The following is a 16,134-nucleotide window of genomic DNA, read 5'->3' on the forward strand; positions in this document are numbered from 1 at the left end:
GAAGCGCGAGGGTGCTGCCCGTGCCGGGGAACACGGGAGAGGTGTACGGGGGTGTACGCCGGTCGCGGGGGCGTCCCCGCGTCGAGTTCCGGACTCTAACGGCCTGTCACCGCCCAATGACGGCCTGCCCGTAAAACTTCCCTCGCCCGAGGGAACCGGTGGTTTCCGCTTGCCGCCCACCGGCTCCCGTACCGTCACCAGTCGCCGCGTGAGGAGGAGCTCGACGTGAACTTCCGTACGACGTAGATGAGTCCGCCGACCAGGGCCACGAAGATCAGCACCTTGAACAGGAGGGCGATCACGAAGCCGACGACGCTCGCTATCAGCCCGCCGAACACCACCAGGGCGATGACCGGCACCGCGACCCACTTCACCCACCACGGCAGCCCCGCGAAGATCTCCCGCATCGCCCTAGCCTTTCTCTCCTGTCCCACCGGGCTCGGTTCGCCCTTCGGGTCCTTCGGATGTCCTGCCCTCGATGCTAGGGCGGGCAGGGGGCCCGGCGGGGGCCTCGCATCCCTTGTCCTCCCCTGACCGATCCCCTAGGGAACCCGGGGGTCCGGGATCAGGGATCAGCTCTCCGGCGGCGAGAAGACGACGAGAACCCGCAGGTCCTCGCTGATGTGGTGGAACTTGTGGGCCACCCCGGCCGGCACGTAGACGACACTGCCGCGCGCGACCTGGGTGGTCTCCAGGCCCACGGTGATCGAGGCGCGGCCGCTGACGACGAAGTACACCTCGTCCTGGTTGTGCGGGCGCTGTGGGTCGTGCTCGCCCGCGTCGAGCGCGTAGAGACCCACCGACATGTTCCGTTCCCGCAGGAATTGCAGGTAGGCGCCTTCGTTGGAGGCGCGCTGCGCCTCCAGTTCGTCCAGCCGGAATGCCTTCATCGCTTTGTGGCCCTCACGCCCCTGCTCGTAACGGATCTCGTCTGCCACGATCAGACACATGATGAATTTCGTAGTCAAGACGATCGCCAACGCGGGCGCCCTGGCGGTCGCCGTCTGGCTGCTCGACAAGATCACCCTCACCGGTGACAGCACGGGCAAGAAGATCGGCACCCTGTTGCTCGTGGCTCTCCTGTTCGGCCTGGTGAACTTCCTGGTCAAGCCAGTGGTGAACCTGTTGAGCCTGCCGCTGATGGTTCTCACGCTCGGCCTGTTCACCCTGGTCGTGAACGCGCTGATGCTGCTGCTGACGTCGTGGCTGGCGGACCAGCTCGACCTCAGTTTCCACGTCGAGGGATTCTGGACGGCCGTGCTGGGCGGTCTGATCATCTCGATCGTGTCCTGGGCGCTGAACGTCGTTCTGCCCGACGGAGACTGAGCCCGATGACCTACCGCGTCTGCTTCGTCTGCACCGGCAACATCTGCCGCTCCCCGATGGCCGAGTCCGTCTTCCGCGCGCGGGTGGCGGAGGCCGGGCTGGACGGCGGTGTCGAGGTCGACAGCGCCGGCACGGGCGACTGGCACCAGGGCCACCCCGCCGATCCGCGCACCGTGGCGGTCCTGGAGGGGCACGGCTACGCCGGCGGCCACTCGGCCCGGCAGTTCCAGGCGTCCTGGTTCTCCCGGCTCGACCTGGTGATCGCCCTGGACGCGGGCCATTTCAAGGCCCTGCGGCGTCTCGCGCCCACCGAGCAGGACGCGGAGAAGGTACGCCTGCTGCGCTCCTACGACCCCGCGGCCGGCGACGACCTCGACGTCCCGGACCCGTACTACGGGGGCATGGACTGCTTCGAGGAGTGCCTGGAGATGGTGGAGGCGGCGAGCACCGGCCTGCTCGCCGCCGTCCAGGAGCAGTTGGAAGGACACTCGGCATGAGCGATACGGGGCCCGCGGCGCAGGGCGACGGCACGCGCGCGGTGCGGGCGGGACTGCCGGAGCCGGTGAAGTACGAACCGGCCCTGCCTGGCCCGGTCTTCGCCGCGCACTTCCACCTGCCGGGCGAGCCGACGGGTCCGTACCCCTACGGTCGTGACGAGAACCCGACCTGGACCCGTCTGGAGCGGGCGATCGGCGAGCTGGAGGCGCCGGGCCAGGACGGCGTCGAGACGCTCGCCTTCGCCTCCGGGATGGCGGCGGTCTCCGCGGTGCTCTTCTCGCAGTTGGGCGCCGGGGACGCCGTCGTCCTGCCCAGCGACGGCTACCAGGCCCTGCCCCTCGTCCGCACGCAACTTAAGGCGTACGGCATCGAGGTGCGCACCGCGCCCACGGGCGGGGACGCCCAGCTCGACGTCCTGGACGGGGCCAGGCTGCTGTGGATCGAGACGCCGTCCAACCCCGGGCTGGACGTGTGCGACGTCCGGCGCCTGGCCGAGGCGGCACACGCACGGGGCGCGCTGGTGGCCGTCGACAACACCCTCGCCACGCCGCTCGGGCAGCGTCCGCTGGAGCTGGGCGCCGATTTCGCGGTGGCGAGCGGCACCAAGCAGCTCACCGGGCACGGCGACATCCTGCTCGGTTATGTGACGGGCCGCGCGGGTGAGGCGATGACGGCCGTACGGCGCTGGCGCAAGATCGTCGGGGCGATCCCGGGGCCGATGGAGGCCTGGCTCGCCCACCGTTCGCTCGCCACTCTCTCCCTGCGCGCCGAGCGGCAGAGCGCCACCGCCCTCGCGGTCGCCGAGGCGCTCCGCGACTGGCCCGAAGATCTCGGCGTGCGCTATCCCGGGCTGCCGGACGACCCCTCGCACGCAATCGCCGCGCGGCAGATGCGGCGGTTCGGCTGCGTGGTGTCGTTCACGCTGCCCACGCGGGCGCGTGCGGAGCGCTTCTTGGAGGCGTTGCGGCTCGTGGACGACGCGACGAGCTTCGGGGGCGTGCGGTCCACGGCGGAGCGGCGCGGGCGCTGGGGAGGCGACGCGGTGCCGGAGGGCTTCGTACGGCTCTCGGTCGGCGCGGAGGACCCGGAGGACCTGGTGGCGGACGTCCGGCGGGCGCTGCGGAAGTCGGCCGAGTAGCCGTCGTGCGGACGCCGGTTCGGCCCGGGCTACGTCGATCGGACGGTCCGAGCCTCCCCCCTCGTGGCTCGGACCGTCCTCGGTTCTGCACGCTAAGAACCGCGCGAACAAGGCTAGTTGACTCTGTGTCAGTGTCCAATCACGGTAGCGACAGCGACCTATCGACATATTTATAGTTGGGCCCTGCCCGTGGCCGGAGAAGGGCGGAGAAGGGGAGGGGCGCGCCATGGATCTGGCCTTGCTGCGCACGTTCGTCACCGTGCACCGGGCCGGCTCCTTCACCCGGGCCGCCGCGCTGCTGGGCCTGTCCCAGCCGGCCGTCACCTCCCAGATCCGCACTCTGGAGCGTCAGCTGGGCCGCCCGCTGTTTCTGCGGCGGGCGCGCGGGGTGACGCCGACGACCATCGGCGACGAGCTCGCCCACAAGGCCGCGCCGCATCTCGACGCCTTGGTCGAGATCACCGAGAGCGGGCTCGACGACGAGTCCTCCCTGCGCACCCTGCATCTGGCCGGGCCGCCCGAGTTCACGGCCGAACGGGCGCTGCCCGCCCTGGTGGAGCTGACCGGCGAGGACGGCCAGGGATTCGCCCTGCGCGTCTCCTTCGGGAACGCCGACGAAACCCTGGAAGGACTGGCCGCCGGGCATCACGATCTCGCCATCAGCACGGCCCGGCCACGGGGCGGCCTTCTCACGGCGACTCCGCTCTGTGACGAGGAGCATGTCCTGGTGGCCGCTCCCGGCTGGCTGGAGGAGATCGGCCCCGGCGTGCCGCACGTCAAGGACGCGGCCGCGTTGGAGAACCTCCCTGTCGTGGAGGTGCACGAGTCGCTGCCCTTCGTCTCGCGCTACTGGGGTTCCGTGTTCGACTGCCGTCCCGTCGCAGCCGGCACGGTCGTGGTCCCCGACCTTCGCGCGGTCCTCACCTGCGCGGTCGCGGGAGCGGGCCTCGCGGTGCTGCCGCGCTATCTGTGCGCGCCCGCTCTGGACCGTGGAGACCTGGTGGCCCTGCACGATCCCGCCGTTCCGCCGCTGCGGACGTACTTTCTGGTCGTGCGGACCGGAACGCTGGCGATGCCGCACATAGCCCGTGCGTACGAGGGGCTGCTGCACACGGCGGCCCACTGGTCCTGAGCTGTGCGCCGCGGTCCGTCACGGGTTGAGCTCGATTGGTGACGTTTCGCGATGTTTCACGTGGAACCAGCGGGGCCACATTTCTCCCATGACCGTCCGACCCGTGGTCAAGCGCACCGCACGCGCCGTCCTGCTGGACGGCGACGACCTGATCCTGATCAAGCGCACCAAGCCTGGCCTTGATCCTTACTGGCTCACACCCGGCGGCGGTGTGGAGCCGGAGGACCCGACCGTCGTCGACGCCCTGCACCGCGAGGTGCACGAGGAACTCGGCGCCAAGATCACCGACGTGGTGCCCTGCTTCGTCGACACCGTCGAGCACATCGGCGACGACGGCGGCGCGACCGGCGTGAAGGTGCAGCACTTCTTCGTCTGCCGGCTGGAATCCATGGACCCCTCACTGCGCCACGGCCCCGAGGTCGACGAGCCCATCGGTGAGTACGAGATCGTCAGGGTGCCCTTCACCCGGGTCGGCATCGCCTCCGTCCATCTCGTGCCGCTGTCGCTGCGCCACTACCTGGACGGCAACATCGAGGGCGTGCGCGCGATGCACGCACCCGATCTGGGCTGACCCGGGCCACCGGCGGACGCTGAGCCGTCCCGGCGTTAGCGCACGAGCTCGTAGGCGTCCCACAGGTCCAGGCCCGCGTACGCGTGGGTCGCCAGGCCCGCCAGGTGCTCGTCCGCGTTGACGGCTACGGATGTCGGCACCGCGGCGAACAGGTCCCTGTCCGACAGCGAGTCGCCGTACGCGACGCACTCGGCCCTGCTCACACCGAACTGCGCGCACAGCCGGTCGGCGATCACCACCTTCGCCGCCGGGCTCAGCGCTCCGGCGGGATCCACGGGCTCGGTGAAGGGCACTGCCGGGAACCGGGACCCGTGAGCCGCATGGGCGCCCCAGCCCGTGAGCCGCTCCACGAAGAACGACGGGGACAGCGAGACGACAGCGCAGTACTCGCCCCGGCTCCTGATCTCGGCCCACACCTCACGGATCCGGGCCAGCCACGGCGCACCCTCGAAGGCCGCGGCCACATGCACCGCGGTCAGCTCGGCCCAGAGCGCATGCACCCGCACCGCGTACTCCGGCGGCCCGATGAGCCCCATGGAGATCGCCCGGTCGAGTTCCACGGTCTCGGCCTCCAGACCGAGTTGCCGGGAGATCTCCCGCGGCGCGCTCGTGCCGTGGAGCAGAGTGCCGTCCATGTCGAACAGATGAAGGCGCGTCATGACCGTCGAGGCTAGTGGGCCCCGTGACCGGCGGGCCCGGGGGTCCATCCCTTGGCGCAGACTGCTCGTCGACCGGCGTTCGCCGGTGTTTCACGTGAAACACCGCATAACAGCCGACCCACCGTGGAGTGCGCCACAGCGTGGCCAAAAGCGCGTACATCTCAACCGAAACAGGTGGACGCCGAGGGCCCCTGTCGGACAGCCTGACCTGCGTGCCGACACCTTCTCTCTCCGCTCTGCCCATCCGTCGCCTGACGCTGCGTGATCTCACCGCCTGCGCCGACTTGTCCGAGAACCGGGGGTGGCCGCGCGAGGAGCACAAGTGGGGCCTGCTCCTCGCGGCCGGGAGGGGGTACGGCATCGACGACCCCGACGGCGGACTGCTGAGCGCCTGTGTCGTCACCGAGTACGGCCCGCGGGACCGGCCCGATCTCGCGGCCATCGGCATGGTGCTGGTGTCGGAGCGGTACGCCCGTCAGGGTGTCGGTCGCCGACTGATGCGGCACATCCTGGCGGCCATGGGCACCACGCCCCTCACCCTGCACGCGACGCCCAACGGGCGCCCCTTGTACGAGGAGCTCGGCTTCAAGGCCATCGGGCGCGCCGAGACGCTCAGCGGTCCCTTCAGTCCCGAGCGCACGGCATCGGGCATCTCGACCCGGGCGGCCACCGCCGAGGACCTGCCCTCGATGGTGCGCCTCGACGAGCCGGTGTTCGGCGCCGACCGCACCCACATGATCACCCGGCTGCCCGCCTTCGCGGATCTGCTTCATGTCGCCGAGGAGGATGGCCGGATCATCGGCTATGCCGCCGCCTGGCCCAACATGCAGACCCATGTCGTGGGCCCGCTGGTCGCCCGGGACACGGACACGGCCAAGGCCCTCATCGCCTCGCTCGCCGCCCGCACCGACCGGCCCCTGCGCACCGACATCGACGTACGGCACACCGAACTCATCGGCTGGGCCAAGGCGCGCGGGCTGGTCTCCGTCGCCTTCAACGCGGTCATGACGTACGGCATCGGGGAGTTGCCCGGCGACTGGAGCCGACGGTTCGCTCCCCTGACGGTGGCCGCGGGCTGAGGCCGCCCAAACGGTGAACGCCGGTCCCTTGGTGGGGACCGGCGCTCGGCGTTGGGGGCGTGCGTCTGTTGTCGGTGGCGCCGCGCGGGCTGCATGTCCTCGGGGGCGGTGTGCGCCGCCCAGCCGCGTCAACCGTGGACCGCGGCGCGCTCCTGTGCGGGCACGGACCCGGCGACCACCGTGCTCGGCGCGCTGCCGCGGCGCTCCAGGGCGGCGGACAGGAGGGCGAGGACCAGGGCCGCGGCGGCGAGGACGGCGCCCACCCAGTTCGGGGCGGTGTAGCCGAGGCCGGCCGCGATGACCATGCCGCCGAGCCAGGCGGACAGGGCGTTGCCGAGGTTGAAGGCACCGATGTTCATCGCCGAGGCCAGCGTGGGCGCCCGATGGGCCTGGTCCAGGACGCGCTTCTGCAGCGGCGGCACGGTGGCGAAGCCCAGCGCGCCGATCAGGGCGATCGAGACGGCCGACAGGATCTTGTCGTGCGCGGTCAGCGTGAACAGGGCGAGCACGACCGCGAGGCCGGCCAGGGAGGCGTACAGCATGGGCATCAGGGCCCGGTCGGCGAACCGGCCGCCCACGAGGTTCCCGACGACCATGCCGAGGCCGAAGAGGACCAGCAGCCAGGTCACCGAGCCCTCCGCGAAGCCGGCGACGTGGGTCATCATCGGCACGATGTAGGTGATGGCCGCGAAGACGCCGCCGAAGCCGAGGACGGTCATCGCCATGGCGAGCAGCACCTGCACGTTCTTGAACGCGGCTACCTCGTGCCGCAGGCGGACGCCCTCCGGCTTCGGCATGTCGGGTACGAGCCGGGCGATGCCGAGGAGGCCGACGACACCGAGCGCGGCGACGATGGCGAAGGTGACGCGCCAGCCCAGGGACTGCCCCACGAGGGTGCCCAGCGGGACGCCGACGACGTTGGCGACGGTCAGGCCGGTGAACATCATCGCGATGGCGCCTGCCTTCTTGTCGGGCGCGACCAGCTCGGCGGCCACGACCGCGCCGATGCCGAAGAAGGCACCATGGGCGAGTGAGGCGACCACGCGGCCGATCAGCATCACGGAGAAGGCGGGGGCCACGGCTGAGAGCAGGTTGCCGACGATGAACAGGCCCATCAGCACCATCAGCATCCGCTTGCGCGAGACCTTCGTGCCGAGCACCGTCATCAGCGGGGCGCCGAACATCACGCCCAGCGCGTAGCCGGTCACGAGGAATCCGGCGGTGGGGATGGAGACCCCGAAGTCTCCCGCGACCTCGGGCAGCAAGCCCATGATCACGAACTCGGTCGTGCCGATCCCGAAGGCCCCGATCGCGAGGGCCACAAGCGCGAGAGGCATGGGGTACGCCTTCCCAGACGATTGCAAGTGCGCTTTACGTGTCACCACAATACTTGCAGACGCTTAATACTTGCAAGCGCTGTATATTGCGTCCGTCCTCTACCCTGGATACAGCCGCTCCGGAGGAGGAAACGCCGATGACCGCGACAGACCCCGCGCTCACCGCCCTGGCCCAGGGCTGGTGCGCCCTCTCCCTGCTGCACGGGAAGATCGAGGCGCATGTCGAGCGCGCTCTGCAGACCGGGCACGACCTCAGCGTGCGCGAGTACTCGCTGCTCGACGTGCTCAGCCGCCAGCACGACGGCGAGGGCGGCCATCTGCAGATGAAGCAGGTCGCCGACGCGGTCGTCCTCAGCCAGAGCGCCACCACACGCCTGGTCACCCGGCTGGAGGACCGGGGTCTGCTGGAGCGCTATCTGTGCCCCACCGACCGGCGCGGCATCTACACCAATGTCACGCCGGCCGGGCTGAAGCTCCTGGAGGAGGCCCGGCCGACCAACGACGGCGCGCTGCGTGAAGCGCTCGACACGGCCGCCGAGAACCCCGAACTGGCGCCGCTCGTACGGGTCGTGGAGACGCTGAAGGTGCCCGCATAGGCTGCGGGCATGGCAGATCTGGAGTTACGGCGCGCGACGGCCGAGGATATCCCCGCGATCGTCGCGATGCTCGCCGACGACCCCCTGGGCGCCCGGCGGGAGTCACCGGACGACCTGACCCTCTACCTGGAGGCGTTCGAACGCCTCGCGGCCGATCCGAACCAGCACCAGGTCGTGGCCGTGCGCGAGGGCCGGGTCGTGGGCACACTCCAGCTCACTGTCATCCCCGGACTGTCGCGGCGCGGTGCCAGCCGGTCGATCATCGAGGCGGTCCGGGTCCGCGCCGACGAGCGGGGCGGCGGCCTGGGGTCACAGTTCATCGAGTGGGCGGTCGAGGAGTCACGTCGACAGGGCTGCAGTCTGGTCCAGCTCACATAGGACGCCTCCCGCACCGATGCCCATCGCTTCTACGAGCGCCTGGGCTTCACCGGCTCGCACGTGGGCTTCAAGCTGGAGCTCTGACAGAGCGGCGCCGTTCCAGTCAGGGGCTGTGTTTCACGTGAAACACAGCCCCACGCAGAGCCCCCACCGTCCCCAGCGGGCGACGACGTCCGGCCTGGCGTCAGCCGATCCCCCGCCAGCCGTCCGGGTCCACCCCGCCGGGGACGTCGGCGGTCTCGTCGTACGGGTGAACACGAACGAGCCGAGGTCCAGATGGCTCACCGAGCCGTCAGGACGACGCACGGCCCGCAGTGTCTCCCCGGCGAAGTAGCCCTCCAGCCCTGTCCAGGTGCCGTCGTCGTTCCCACGGAACCGTGAGCGGCGGCCCAGGCCCGAAAGCGGCCCGAGGGAGAACAGCCCGTCGGCCGTCAGGCGCAGCGCGAAGGCGCTCGTCCCCCAGTACCACTGGCCGGAGAGTTCGAGCACGGCCGGATCGACCTCCCGCAGCGGACGCCAGGCGTCGGGCATCCGGGGCTCGGCCTCGGCGACGATCCGGACGAGATCGGCGCCGACCGCCGAAATCACCGGGCCCGAGGTGCAGTTGGCCAGGACGACCGCGGCCACGTCGTCCTCGACGCTGATCGTGAGGTTCGCCAGGAAGCCCGGCAGCGAGCCCGAGTGGCCGACGAGCAACCGCCCGTCGCGGTGCTGAAGCTGGAGACCGAGCCCGTAGGCGGCCCCGTCCGCGAGATCCGCGGTCTCGGCCGGAGCCGCCGGAGTGCGCATCTCCTGGAGAGTCTCCTCGCTCAGCACCCGCTCGTCGCCCCGCGCCAGGAAGGCCGCGAACCGGGCCAGGTCCCCGCTGGTGGACCACAGCTGACCGGCTGGGGCCATCAGACCGAGGTCCTCCAACGGCTCGGGCATCATCACATCTGCCCACGGATGGACCGCCCAGCCGCCCGCGTGCGGGGCCTGCGGCTGCCCGCTGGTACGGGTCAGGCCGAGGGGTTCGAGCACTTCGCGCCGCAGCACGTCCTCCCAGGGCGCCCCGCGCAGCTTCTCGACCAGCGCGCCGAGCACGGTGTAGCCGGGATTGGAGTAGTGGAACCGCCGGCCCGGTGGATGCAGGACGGGCCGCGCGCCCAGGACGTCGGACAGGTCGGGCCGCAGTGAGCCCGGTGTGCGCTCCCACCACGGCGAGGGCGTCTCCGCGGCCAGTCCGCCGGTGTGGGCGAGCAGTTCGCGGATCGTGGCCTCTGCGGCGCGGGTGCCCGGCAGATGCTTCTCCAGCTGGTCTCCGAGGTCGAGCACGCCCTCGTCGCGCAGCCGCAGCACGAGCACCGCGGTGAAGGTCTTGGTGATCGAGCCGATCCTGTACTGCACGTCCTGATCCGGGGCGTGCCCGTCGACCGAGGTTCGCGACCCGTGCCACACGGCCCGGCCGTCCCGTACGACGGCCGCCACGAGGGAGGGGGCCCGCCCCTCGGCCTGGGCGACGGCGACGTGGTGCAGCAGTGCACGGCGCGTGGTGGGGAGCAGATCGTCCTGGGGTGCTGTCATGGGCTCAGTCCACCCGGCCGGGACGCCTCCCGTCGAGCCGGTTTCGCCCGGAGCGTGGCGCGGCCCGCGGCGACCCGAAGCGTGGCGCGGCCCGCCGCCACGTCGTGCAGGGTCTCGCCGCCGATGACATGTCGATCTTCTGTGACCTGCTGGTTCTCTGTTGTCTCACCGCGATGTCACCCAAGATCAGTCTCAGAGCGATGCCATTTCCTCGGCGGAACGATGAGTCTGCGGCTGAGCCACCGAGCACGAGGACCACATGCGAGCTCAGATCGCGCACCGATGAGTTTCCCGCGCCGCGCCGGTCTGTACGCGTGAGACCGACTCACGGAAAGTTGGCGCCATGCGGAAATTGATCTACGGCATGAACCTGAGCCTGGACGGCTACATCGCCGCGCCCGGCGACGACATCGGCTGGAGCGTGCCGAGCGACGAGCTGTTCCAGTTCTGGTCCGACCAGTTGGAGGCGACCGACCTGACGCTGTACGGGCGCAAGCTGTGGCAGACGATGAGCTCCTACTGGCCGACCGGCGACCAGCAGCCCGACGCCACCCCGGCGGAGGTCGAGTTCGCGCGCCGCTGGCGGGACATGTCGAAGGTGGTGTTCTCCGCGACGATCGACGAGGTCGACTGGAACACCCGCCTGGTCACCGGCGACGCGGTCGCCGAGATCACCCGGCTCAAGGCCGAGGACGGCGGCCCGATGGACATCGGCGGCGCGACGCTCGCCGGGGCGGCCATGCGGGCCGGGCTGATTGACGAGTACGTGCTGGCCACCGCGCCGGTCCTGGTGGGCGGCGGCACGCCGTTCTTCAGCGCGCTGGACAGCTGGGTGAACCTGAACCTGGTGGAGACTCGGACGCTTCCTTGCGGCGTGATCCTGACCAGGTACGAGACGAGGCGCTGAGCGCCCGTCCATGAGTCACGGGCCATATGCTCCGCGGGTGACACCGGAGGAGCTGGCCCGGTCGCGCCGCGCACGCGACCTCCTCAGGTCTGGGCCATGTCCACGAAGCGCGAGTAGTGGCCCTGGAAGGCGACCGTGATGGTGGCGGTGGGGCCGTTACGGTGCTTGCCGACGATGATGTCCGCCTCGCCCGCGCGAGGCGACTCCTTCTCGTAGGCGTCCTCGCGGTGGAGCAGGATGACCATGTCGGCGTCCTGCTCGATGGAGCCGGACTCACGCAGGTCGGACACCATCGGCTTCTTGTCCGTGCGCTGCTCGGGACCACGGTTGAGCTGCGAGAGGGCGATCACCGGGACCTCCAGCTCCTTGGCCAGCAGCTTGAGGTTACGGGACATGTCCGAGACCTCCTGCTGACGGCTCTCGGAGCGCTTGGAGCCGCCGGACTGCATCAGCTGGAGGTAGTCGATGATCACGAGCTTGATGTCGCTGCGCTGCTTCAGACGACGGCACTTCGCGCGGATCTCCATCATCGACAGGTTCGGGGAGTCGTCGATGTAGAGCGGCGCCGAGGACACCTCGGGCATCCGACGGGCCAGACGGGTCCAGTCCTCGTCGGTCATCGTGCCGGAGCGCATGTGGTGCAGGGCGACGCGGGCCTCGGCGGACAGCAGACGCATCGCGATCTCGTTGCGGCCCATTTCGAGGGAGAAGATGACGCTCGGCAGGTTGTGCTTGATCGACGCGGCGCGGGCGAAGTCCAGCGCGAGGGTGGACTTGCCCATGGCGGGACGCGCGGCGATGACGATCATCTGGCCCGGGTGCAGACCGTTGGTGAGGGAGTCGAGGTCGGTGAAGCCCGTGGGCACACCGGTCATCTCACCGCTGCGTGAGCCGATGGCCTCGATCTCGTCGAGCGCGCCCTCCATGATGTCGCCGAGCGGCAGGTAGTCCTCGCTGGTGCGCTGCTCGGTGACGGCGTAGATCTCCGCCTGGGCGCGGTTGACGATCTCGTCGACGTCGTCGTCGGCCGCGTATCCCATCTGCGTGATGCGCGTGCCGGCCTCGACCAGTCGGCGCAGGACCGCCCGCTCGTGCACGATCTCCGCGTAGTACTCGGCGTTGGCGGCGGTGGGGACGGTCTGGACGAGGGTGTGCAGATACGAGGCGCCGCCGACCTTGTTGATCTCGCCGCGCTTGGTGAGCTCGGCGGCGATGGTGATGGGGTCGGCCGGCTCGCCCTTGGCGTAGACGTCGAGGATCGCCTGGTAGATCGTCTCGTGGGCGGGCTTGTAGAAGTCGTGGCCCTTGAGGATCTCGACGACGTCGGCGATGGCGTCCTTGGACAGGAGCATGCCGCCGAGGACGGACTGCTCGGCGTTGAGGTCCTGGGGCGGCACCCGCTCGAAGGCCGGGCCTCCCGACCCCTCCCACTCATCTCGGTCGTGCTGATCGTCGCGGCCCCGCGGCGCGTCGCCGCGCCTGCGGGAGGCCGGTAGTCGGTCGCTCGGCCCGCTGTCGGCCCACGGGTCGTCCAAGGGCTCGGAAATGCTCACCGAGCAACCTCCTCCCGTCCGCCGAGCGGACCTCGCAGTGCCCTCTTTTCTACGGCACGGCACCGACAAAACGAGAAGCCCAACTCCGTTTCTGGTGCGTCGGTTTTGTGTCGTTTCAACGGCCGACGAACGGAGCGGGCGCCGGACCACCGTAGGCCCTCGGGCACCGTCAGCCAATCTGGTTATCCACAGGCCATGTGGACGACGGCCCAGATGCTGTGGAGAACCCCTCGAAACCTGTGCACGACCCGGTGGACAGGCCTGTGAACAAGCCCCCACCCCCTTCACGACCATCGCTCTGACCTGCCGTTTTGCCGCCCATCGGCTGTGCAGAAGAAAAACTTTCCCAGTCAGCCCAAGATCAGGTCGAGCACTGTGGGCAAGCACACCCACAGTGACGACAAGTAAGGGTCACTAATCGATTGCATCTCTTACCTGTGGACGATTACATTGGCCGTCATGACCCAGGCTCCCGCGCCCCCCAGGGCCACCCGGCGACAGCACGACCGCGAGATACTCGCGCTGGCCGTGCCGGCCTTCGGCGCGCTTGTCGCCGAGCCCCTCTTCCTGATGGCCGACAGCGCGATCGTCGGCCATCTGGGCACCGCCCAGCTCGCCGGGCTGGGCGTCGCCTCGGCCCTGCTCGCGACGGCCGTCAGCGTCTTCGTCTTCCTCGCCTACGCCACCACGGCCGCCGTCGCCCGCCGGGTCGGCGCGGGTGACCTCAAAGCCGCCATCCGCCAGGGCATGGACGGTATCTGGCTGGCCGCGCTGCTGGGAGCCGCCGTCATCGCCGTCACCCTCCCCACGGCATCACCCCTCGTCGACCTCTTCGGCGCGTCCTCGACCGCCGCTCCCTACGCGTCCACCTATCTGCGGATCTCCGCGCTGGGCATCCCGGCCATGCTGATCGTGCTGGCCGCGACCGGAGTGCTGCGCGGACTGCAGGACACCAGGACACCCCTCTACGTCGCCGTCGCCGGCTTCGTCGCCAACGCCGTCCTCAACGCGGCCCTCGTCTACGGCGCCGACCTCGGTATCGCGGGCTCCGCCTGGGGCACGGTCGTCGCCCAGTGGGGCATGGCGGCCGCCTACCTCGCCGTGGTGATCCGCGGAGCCCGGCGCCACGGCGCCTCCCTGCGCCCCGACGCGGCAGGTATCAAGTCCTCCGCCCACGCGGGTGTGCCCCTGCTCGTGCGCACGCTGTCGCTGCGGGCGATCCTGATGATCGCGACCGCCGTAGCCGCCCGCCTCGGTGACTCCGACATCGCCGCCCACCAGATCATCGTGTCCCTGTGGATCCTGCTCGCCTTCGCCCTCGACGCCATCGCCATCGCCGGACAGGCCATCATCGGCCGCTTTCTGGGCGCCGGAGACGCACAGGGTGCCCGCGACGCCTGCCGCCGCATGGTGCAGTGGGGCATCGGGGTCGGACTCGTCCTCGGTGCCCTCGTCGTCGTGGCGCGTCCCCTCTTCCTGCCGCTGTTCACCAGCGACCCCACCGTGACGGACACCGCGCTGCCCGCGCTCGTCGTCGTGGCGCTGTCCCAGCCGATCTGCGGCGTGGTCTTCACCCTGGACGGTGTGCTGATGGGCGCCGGAGACGGCCCGTATCTCGCCTGGGCGATGCTGCTGACCCTGGCGGTCTTCGCCCCGGTCGCGCTGCTCGTCCCCGTCCTGGGCGGCGGGCTCACCGCCCTGTGGGTCGCGATGACGCTGATGATGACCGTGCGCATGCTGACCCTGTGGCTGCGCGCCCGCTCGGGCCGCTGGATCGTCACAGGCGCGACGCGCTGACCTTCCGCTCCCGGTCGACATTCCGCCCACCAGCCGCCGTTTCACGTGAAACATCCGGCCCGCCCGGAGATGCCCAGTCCCGACGAGGGATGCCATATCCCGACCGGCCGCCACAAGGAACACCGCAGGCGGAAGGGGCCGCACCCGATGGGTGCGGCCCCTTCCTTCAGCTGTTCAAGCCGATCGCGGCGTTCAGCCCGCGACAACCTCGATGTTGACCTTGGCGGCAACCTCGGGGTGCAGACGCACGGACGTCTCGTGGGCGCCCAGGGTCTTGATCGGCGCACCGAGCTCGATGCGACGCTTGTCGACCTCGGGGCCACCGGCGGCCTTGATCGCCGAAGCGACGTCGGCCGGGGTGACGGAGCCGAAGAGACGGCCGGCGTCGCCGGAGCGAACGGCCAGACGGACCTTCACGCCCTCGAGTCGGGCCTTGACAGCATTGGCCTGCTCGATGGTCTGGATCTCGTGGATCTTGCGAGCGCGACGGATCTGCTCGACGTCCTTCTCGCCGCCCTTGGTCCAGCGGATAGCGAACTTCCGCGGGATCAGGTAGTTGCGAGCGTAACCGTCCTTGACGTCCACGACGTCGCCCGCGGCACCGAGGCCGGAGACCTCGTGGGTGAGGATGATCTTCATGTTTCGGTCACCCTTCCCTTAGCGCGCGGTGGAGGTGTAGGGCAGCAGCGCCATCTCACGGCTGTTCTTCACGGCCGTGGCGACGTCACGCTGGTGCTGCGTGCAGTTGCCGGTCACGCGGCGGGCACGGATCTTGCCGCGGTCGGAAATGAACTTCCGCAGCATGTTCGTGTCCTTGTAGTCCACGTACGTGACCTTGTCCTTGCAGAATGCGCAGACCTTCTTCTTCGGCTTGCGCACAGGCGGCTTCGCCATGGTGATTCTCCTGTGTGATCAAGAAGTTTGGGTACGGCCCGCCCCTGACCCGAGGGTCTAGAAGGGGGGCTCGTCCGAGTAGCCGCCGCTGTTGCCGGAGCCGGAGCCGGAGCCGCCGCCCCAGCCGCCACCACCCTGGTTGCCACCGGCGGGAGCGCCGGTCGCCCACGGGTCGTCAGCGGGAGCGCCGCCGCCCTGCTGGCCGCCACCGGAGCCGCCGCCCCAGCCGCCGCCCTGCTGGCCGCCACCGCCACCGCCGCTGAAGCCGCCGCCACCGCCCTGGCCACCGCGGCCGGCGGTCTTGGTGACCTTGGCCGTGGCGTTGCGCAGGCTGGGCCCGACTTCCTCGACGTCCAGCTCGTAGACCGTGCGCTTGACACCCTCACGGTCGTCGTAGGACCGCTGCTTCAGCCGGCCCTGCACGATGACGCGCATGCCTCGCTGGAGCGATTCGGCGACGTGCTCCGCCGCCTGACGCCAGACCGAGCAGGTCAGGAACAGGCTCTCGCCGTCCTTCCACTCGTTCGTCTGACGGTCGAAGGTGCGGGGAGTGGACGCGACACGGAACTTCGCGACCGCCGCACCGGAGGGGGTGAAGCGCAGCTCGGGGTCATCGACAAGGTTGCCGACGACCGTGATGACGGTCTCGCCTGCCATGGGGGAACCTCTCGGCGGGTTTACTGCTGGCTGCTTGCGGTACTACTCG

At 70.0% G+C, this 16,134-nt stretch carries 17 protein-coding genes and 2 pseudogenes; 10 read left to right on the forward strand and 9 right to left on the reverse strand.

What is annotated here, in order from left to right; translation table 11 throughout:
- Positions 1-194: 194 nt before the first annotated feature.
- Both ABZZ79_RS14275 and ABZZ79_RS14280 read right to left on the reverse strand, forming a co-directional pair.
- Entirely contained in the window at positions 195-407 is a 213-nt protein-coding gene (locus tag ABZZ79_RS14275; RefSeq protein WP_356689221.1) for a DUF5326 family protein, read from the reverse strand.
- Between the two features lie 165 nt (positions 408-572).
- Positions 573-890, reverse strand: a complete 318-nt coding sequence (locus ABZZ79_RS14280; RefSeq protein WP_356689393.1) for a cupin domain-containing protein — start codon at positions 888-890, stop codon at positions 573-575.
- A 58-nt stretch (positions 891-948) separates the two neighbouring features.
- Here ABZZ79_RS14280 and ABZZ79_RS14285 point away from each other — a divergent pair, with 58 nt between their 5' ends.
- The 5 genes from ABZZ79_RS14285 to ABZZ79_RS14305 all read left to right on the forward strand — a co-directional run bounded on the left by ABZZ79_RS14285 (position 949) and on the right by ABZZ79_RS14305 (position 4,665).
- A complete protein-coding gene (locus ABZZ79_RS14285; RefSeq protein WP_356689222.1) occupies positions 949-1,326 on the forward strand; it encodes a phage holin family protein in 378 nt (125 codons plus the stop codon).
- Positions 1,327-1,331: 5 nt separating this feature from the next.
- Positions 1,332-1,823, forward strand: a complete 492-nt coding sequence (locus tag ABZZ79_RS14290; protein WP_356689223.1) for a low molecular weight protein-tyrosine-phosphatase — start codon at positions 1,332-1,334, stop codon at positions 1,821-1,823.
- Positions 1,820-2,962 carry a cystathionine gamma-lyase gene (locus tag ABZZ79_RS14295; RefSeq protein WP_356689224.1) on the forward strand — a complete coding sequence of 381 codons (1,143 nt, stop codon included), beginning with the start codon at positions 1,820-1,822 and terminating at the stop codon, positions 2,960-2,962. Before ABZZ79_RS14290 ends, ABZZ79_RS14295 begins: the two co-directional genes overlap by 4 nt.
- A gap of 226 nt (positions 2,963-3,188) precedes the next feature.
- Positions 3,189-4,094, forward strand: a complete 906-nt coding sequence (locus ABZZ79_RS14300; protein WP_356689225.1) for a LysR family transcriptional regulator — start codon at positions 3,189-3,191, stop codon at positions 4,092-4,094.
- Between the two features lie 88 nt (positions 4,095-4,182).
- A complete protein-coding gene (locus tag ABZZ79_RS14305) occupies positions 4,183-4,665 on the forward strand; it encodes an NUDIX hydrolase (RefSeq protein ID WP_356689226.1) in 483 nt (160 codons plus the stop codon).
- A gap of 35 nt (positions 4,666-4,700) precedes the next feature.
- Here ABZZ79_RS14305 and ABZZ79_RS14310 read toward each other — a convergent pair whose 3' ends face one another.
- The gene (locus ABZZ79_RS14310) at positions 4,701-5,324 is read right to left on the reverse strand and encodes a haloacid dehalogenase-like hydrolase (RefSeq protein ID WP_356689227.1); all 624 of its coding nucleotides are present in this window, start codon (positions 5,322-5,324) and stop codon (positions 4,701-4,703) included.
- 212 nt (positions 5,325-5,536) lie between these two features.
- Here ABZZ79_RS14310 and ABZZ79_RS14315 point away from each other — a divergent pair, with 212 nt between their 5' ends.
- Positions 5,537-6,403: a GNAT family N-acetyltransferase gene (locus ABZZ79_RS14315; protein ID WP_356689228.1), complete on the forward strand. Its 867-nt coding sequence runs from the start codon at positions 5,537-5,539 to the stop codon at positions 6,401-6,403.
- A gap of 128 nt (positions 6,404-6,531) precedes the next feature.
- Here the strand turns inward: ABZZ79_RS14315 and ABZZ79_RS14320 are convergent, their stop codons facing one another.
- Complete coding sequence (locus ABZZ79_RS14320) at positions 6,532-7,740, reverse strand: MFS transporter (RefSeq protein ID WP_356689229.1); 1,209 nt, start codon at positions 7,738-7,740, stop codon at positions 6,532-6,534.
- A gap of 137 nt (positions 7,741-7,877) precedes the next feature.
- Between ABZZ79_RS14320 and ABZZ79_RS14325 the strand changes: the two genes are divergently transcribed.
- Both ABZZ79_RS14325 and ABZZ79_RS14330 read left to right on the forward strand, forming a co-directional pair.
- Positions 7,878-8,336, forward strand: coding sequence for a MarR family transcriptional regulator (locus tag ABZZ79_RS14325; protein WP_356689230.1), 459 nt, complete (start codon positions 7,878-7,880; stop codon positions 8,334-8,336).
- Positions 8,337-8,345: 9 nt separating this feature from the next.
- A pseudogene (locus ABZZ79_RS14330) lies at positions 8,346-8,798 on the forward strand (GNAT family N-acetyltransferase).
- Positions 8,799-8,898: 100 nt separating this feature from the next.
- Here ABZZ79_RS14330 and ABZZ79_RS14335 read toward each other — a convergent pair.
- Positions 8,899-10,277: pseudogene (locus tag ABZZ79_RS14335) on the reverse strand (serine hydrolase domain-containing protein).
- A gap of 343 nt (positions 10,278-10,620) precedes the next feature.
- On the opposite strand from ABZZ79_RS14335, the gene ABZZ79_RS14340 reads away from it, so the two are divergent.
- Entirely contained in the window at positions 10,621-11,184 is a 564-nt protein-coding gene (locus tag ABZZ79_RS14340; protein ID WP_356689231.1) for a dihydrofolate reductase family protein, read from the forward strand.
- Positions 11,185-11,267: 83 nt separating this feature from the next.
- On the opposite strand, the gene dnaB is transcribed toward ABZZ79_RS14340, so the two are convergent.
- Positions 11,268-12,737, reverse strand: coding sequence for a replicative DNA helicase (gene dnaB, locus ABZZ79_RS14345; RefSeq protein ID WP_356689232.1), 1,470 nt, complete (start codon positions 12,735-12,737; stop codon positions 11,268-11,270).
- 459 nt (positions 12,738-13,196) lie between these two features.
- Here dnaB and ABZZ79_RS14350 point away from each other — a divergent pair, with 459 nt between their 5' ends.
- Positions 13,197-14,534 carry an MATE family efflux transporter gene (locus ABZZ79_RS14350; RefSeq protein WP_356689233.1) on the forward strand — a complete coding sequence of 446 codons (1,338 nt, stop codon included), beginning with the start codon at positions 13,197-13,199 and terminating at the stop codon, positions 14,532-14,534.
- Positions 14,535-14,726: 192 nt separating this feature from the next.
- On the opposite strand, the gene rplI is transcribed toward ABZZ79_RS14350, so the two are convergent.
- Genes rplI through ABZZ79_RS14365 form a run of 3 tightly spaced genes read right to left on the reverse strand, consistent with a single transcriptional unit; the run spans position 14,727 to position 16,085 of the window.
- Positions 14,727-15,173: a 50S ribosomal protein L9 gene (gene rplI / locus ABZZ79_RS14355; protein WP_356689234.1), complete on the reverse strand. Its 447-nt coding sequence runs from the start codon at positions 15,171-15,173 to the stop codon at positions 14,727-14,729.
- 18 nt (positions 15,174-15,191) lie between these two features.
- Positions 15,192-15,428: a 30S ribosomal protein S18 gene (gene rpsR / locus ABZZ79_RS14360; RefSeq protein ID WP_003949403.1), complete on the reverse strand. Its 237-nt coding sequence runs from the start codon at positions 15,426-15,428 to the stop codon at positions 15,192-15,194.
- A 57-nt stretch (positions 15,429-15,485) separates the two neighbouring features.
- Entirely contained in the window at positions 15,486-16,085 is a 600-nt protein-coding gene (locus ABZZ79_RS14365; protein WP_356689235.1) for a single-stranded DNA-binding protein, read from the reverse strand.
- Between the last annotated feature and the right edge of the window lie 49 nt (positions 16,086-16,134).

This window comes from Streptomyces sp. NPDC006458, from assembly GCF_040612135.1.
Taxonomy (GTDB): Bacteria; Actinomycetota; Actinomycetes; order Streptomycetales; family Streptomycetaceae; genus Streptomyces.

Bases quoted from the DNA above. Each gene is read 5' to 3' on its own strand.
- ABZZ79_RS14365 (WP_356689235.1), bottom strand. From the start codon at position 16,085: ATGGCAGGCGAGACCGTCATCACGGTCGTCGGCAACCTTGTCGATGAC.
- ABZZ79_RS14285 (WP_356689222.1), top strand. From the start codon at position 949: ATGATGAATTTCGTAGTCAAGACGATCGCCAACGCGGGCGCCCTGGCG.
- ABZZ79_RS14350 (WP_356689233.1), top strand. From the start codon at position 13,197: ATGACCCAGGCTCCCGCGCCCCCCAGGGCCACCCGGCGACAGCACGAC.
- ABZZ79_RS14320 (WP_356689229.1), bottom strand. From the start codon at position 7,740: ATGCCTCTCGCGCTTGTGGCCCTCGCGATCGGGGCCTTCGGGATCGGC.
- ABZZ79_RS14310 (WP_356689227.1), bottom strand. From the start codon at position 5,324: ATGACGCGCCTTCATCTGTTCGACATGGACGGCACTCTGCTCCACGGC.
- ABZZ79_RS14300 (WP_356689225.1), top strand. From the start codon at position 3,189: ATGGATCTGGCCTTGCTGCGCACGTTCGTCACCGTGCACCGGGCCGGC.
- ABZZ79_RS14340 (WP_356689231.1), top strand. From the start codon at position 10,621: ATGCGGAAATTGATCTACGGCATGAACCTGAGCCTGGACGGCTACATC.
- rplI (WP_356689234.1), bottom strand. From the start codon at position 15,173: ATGAAGATCATCCTCACCCACGAGGTCTCCGGCCTCGGTGCCGCGGGC.
- rpsR (WP_003949403.1), bottom strand. From the start codon at position 15,428: ATGGCGAAGCCGCCTGTGCGCAAGCCGAAGAAGAAGGTCTGCGCATTC.
- ABZZ79_RS14275 (WP_356689221.1), bottom strand. From the start codon at position 407: ATGCGGGAGATCTTCGCGGGGCTGCCGTGGTGGGTGAAGTGGGTCGCG.
- ABZZ79_RS14295 (WP_356689224.1), top strand. From the start codon at position 1,820: ATGAGCGATACGGGGCCCGCGGCGCAGGGCGACGGCACGCGCGCGGTG.
- ABZZ79_RS14325 (WP_356689230.1), top strand. From the start codon at position 7,878: ATGACCGCGACAGACCCCGCGCTCACCGCCCTGGCCCAGGGCTGGTGC.
- ABZZ79_RS14290 (WP_356689223.1), top strand. From the start codon at position 1,332: ATGACCTACCGCGTCTGCTTCGTCTGCACCGGCAACATCTGCCGCTCC.
- ABZZ79_RS14280 (WP_356689393.1), bottom strand. From the start codon at position 890: ATGAAGGCATTCCGGCTGGACGAACTGGAGGCGCAGCGCGCCTCCAAC.
- ABZZ79_RS14305 (WP_356689226.1), top strand. From the start codon at position 4,183: ATGACCGTCCGACCCGTGGTCAAGCGCACCGCACGCGCCGTCCTGCTG.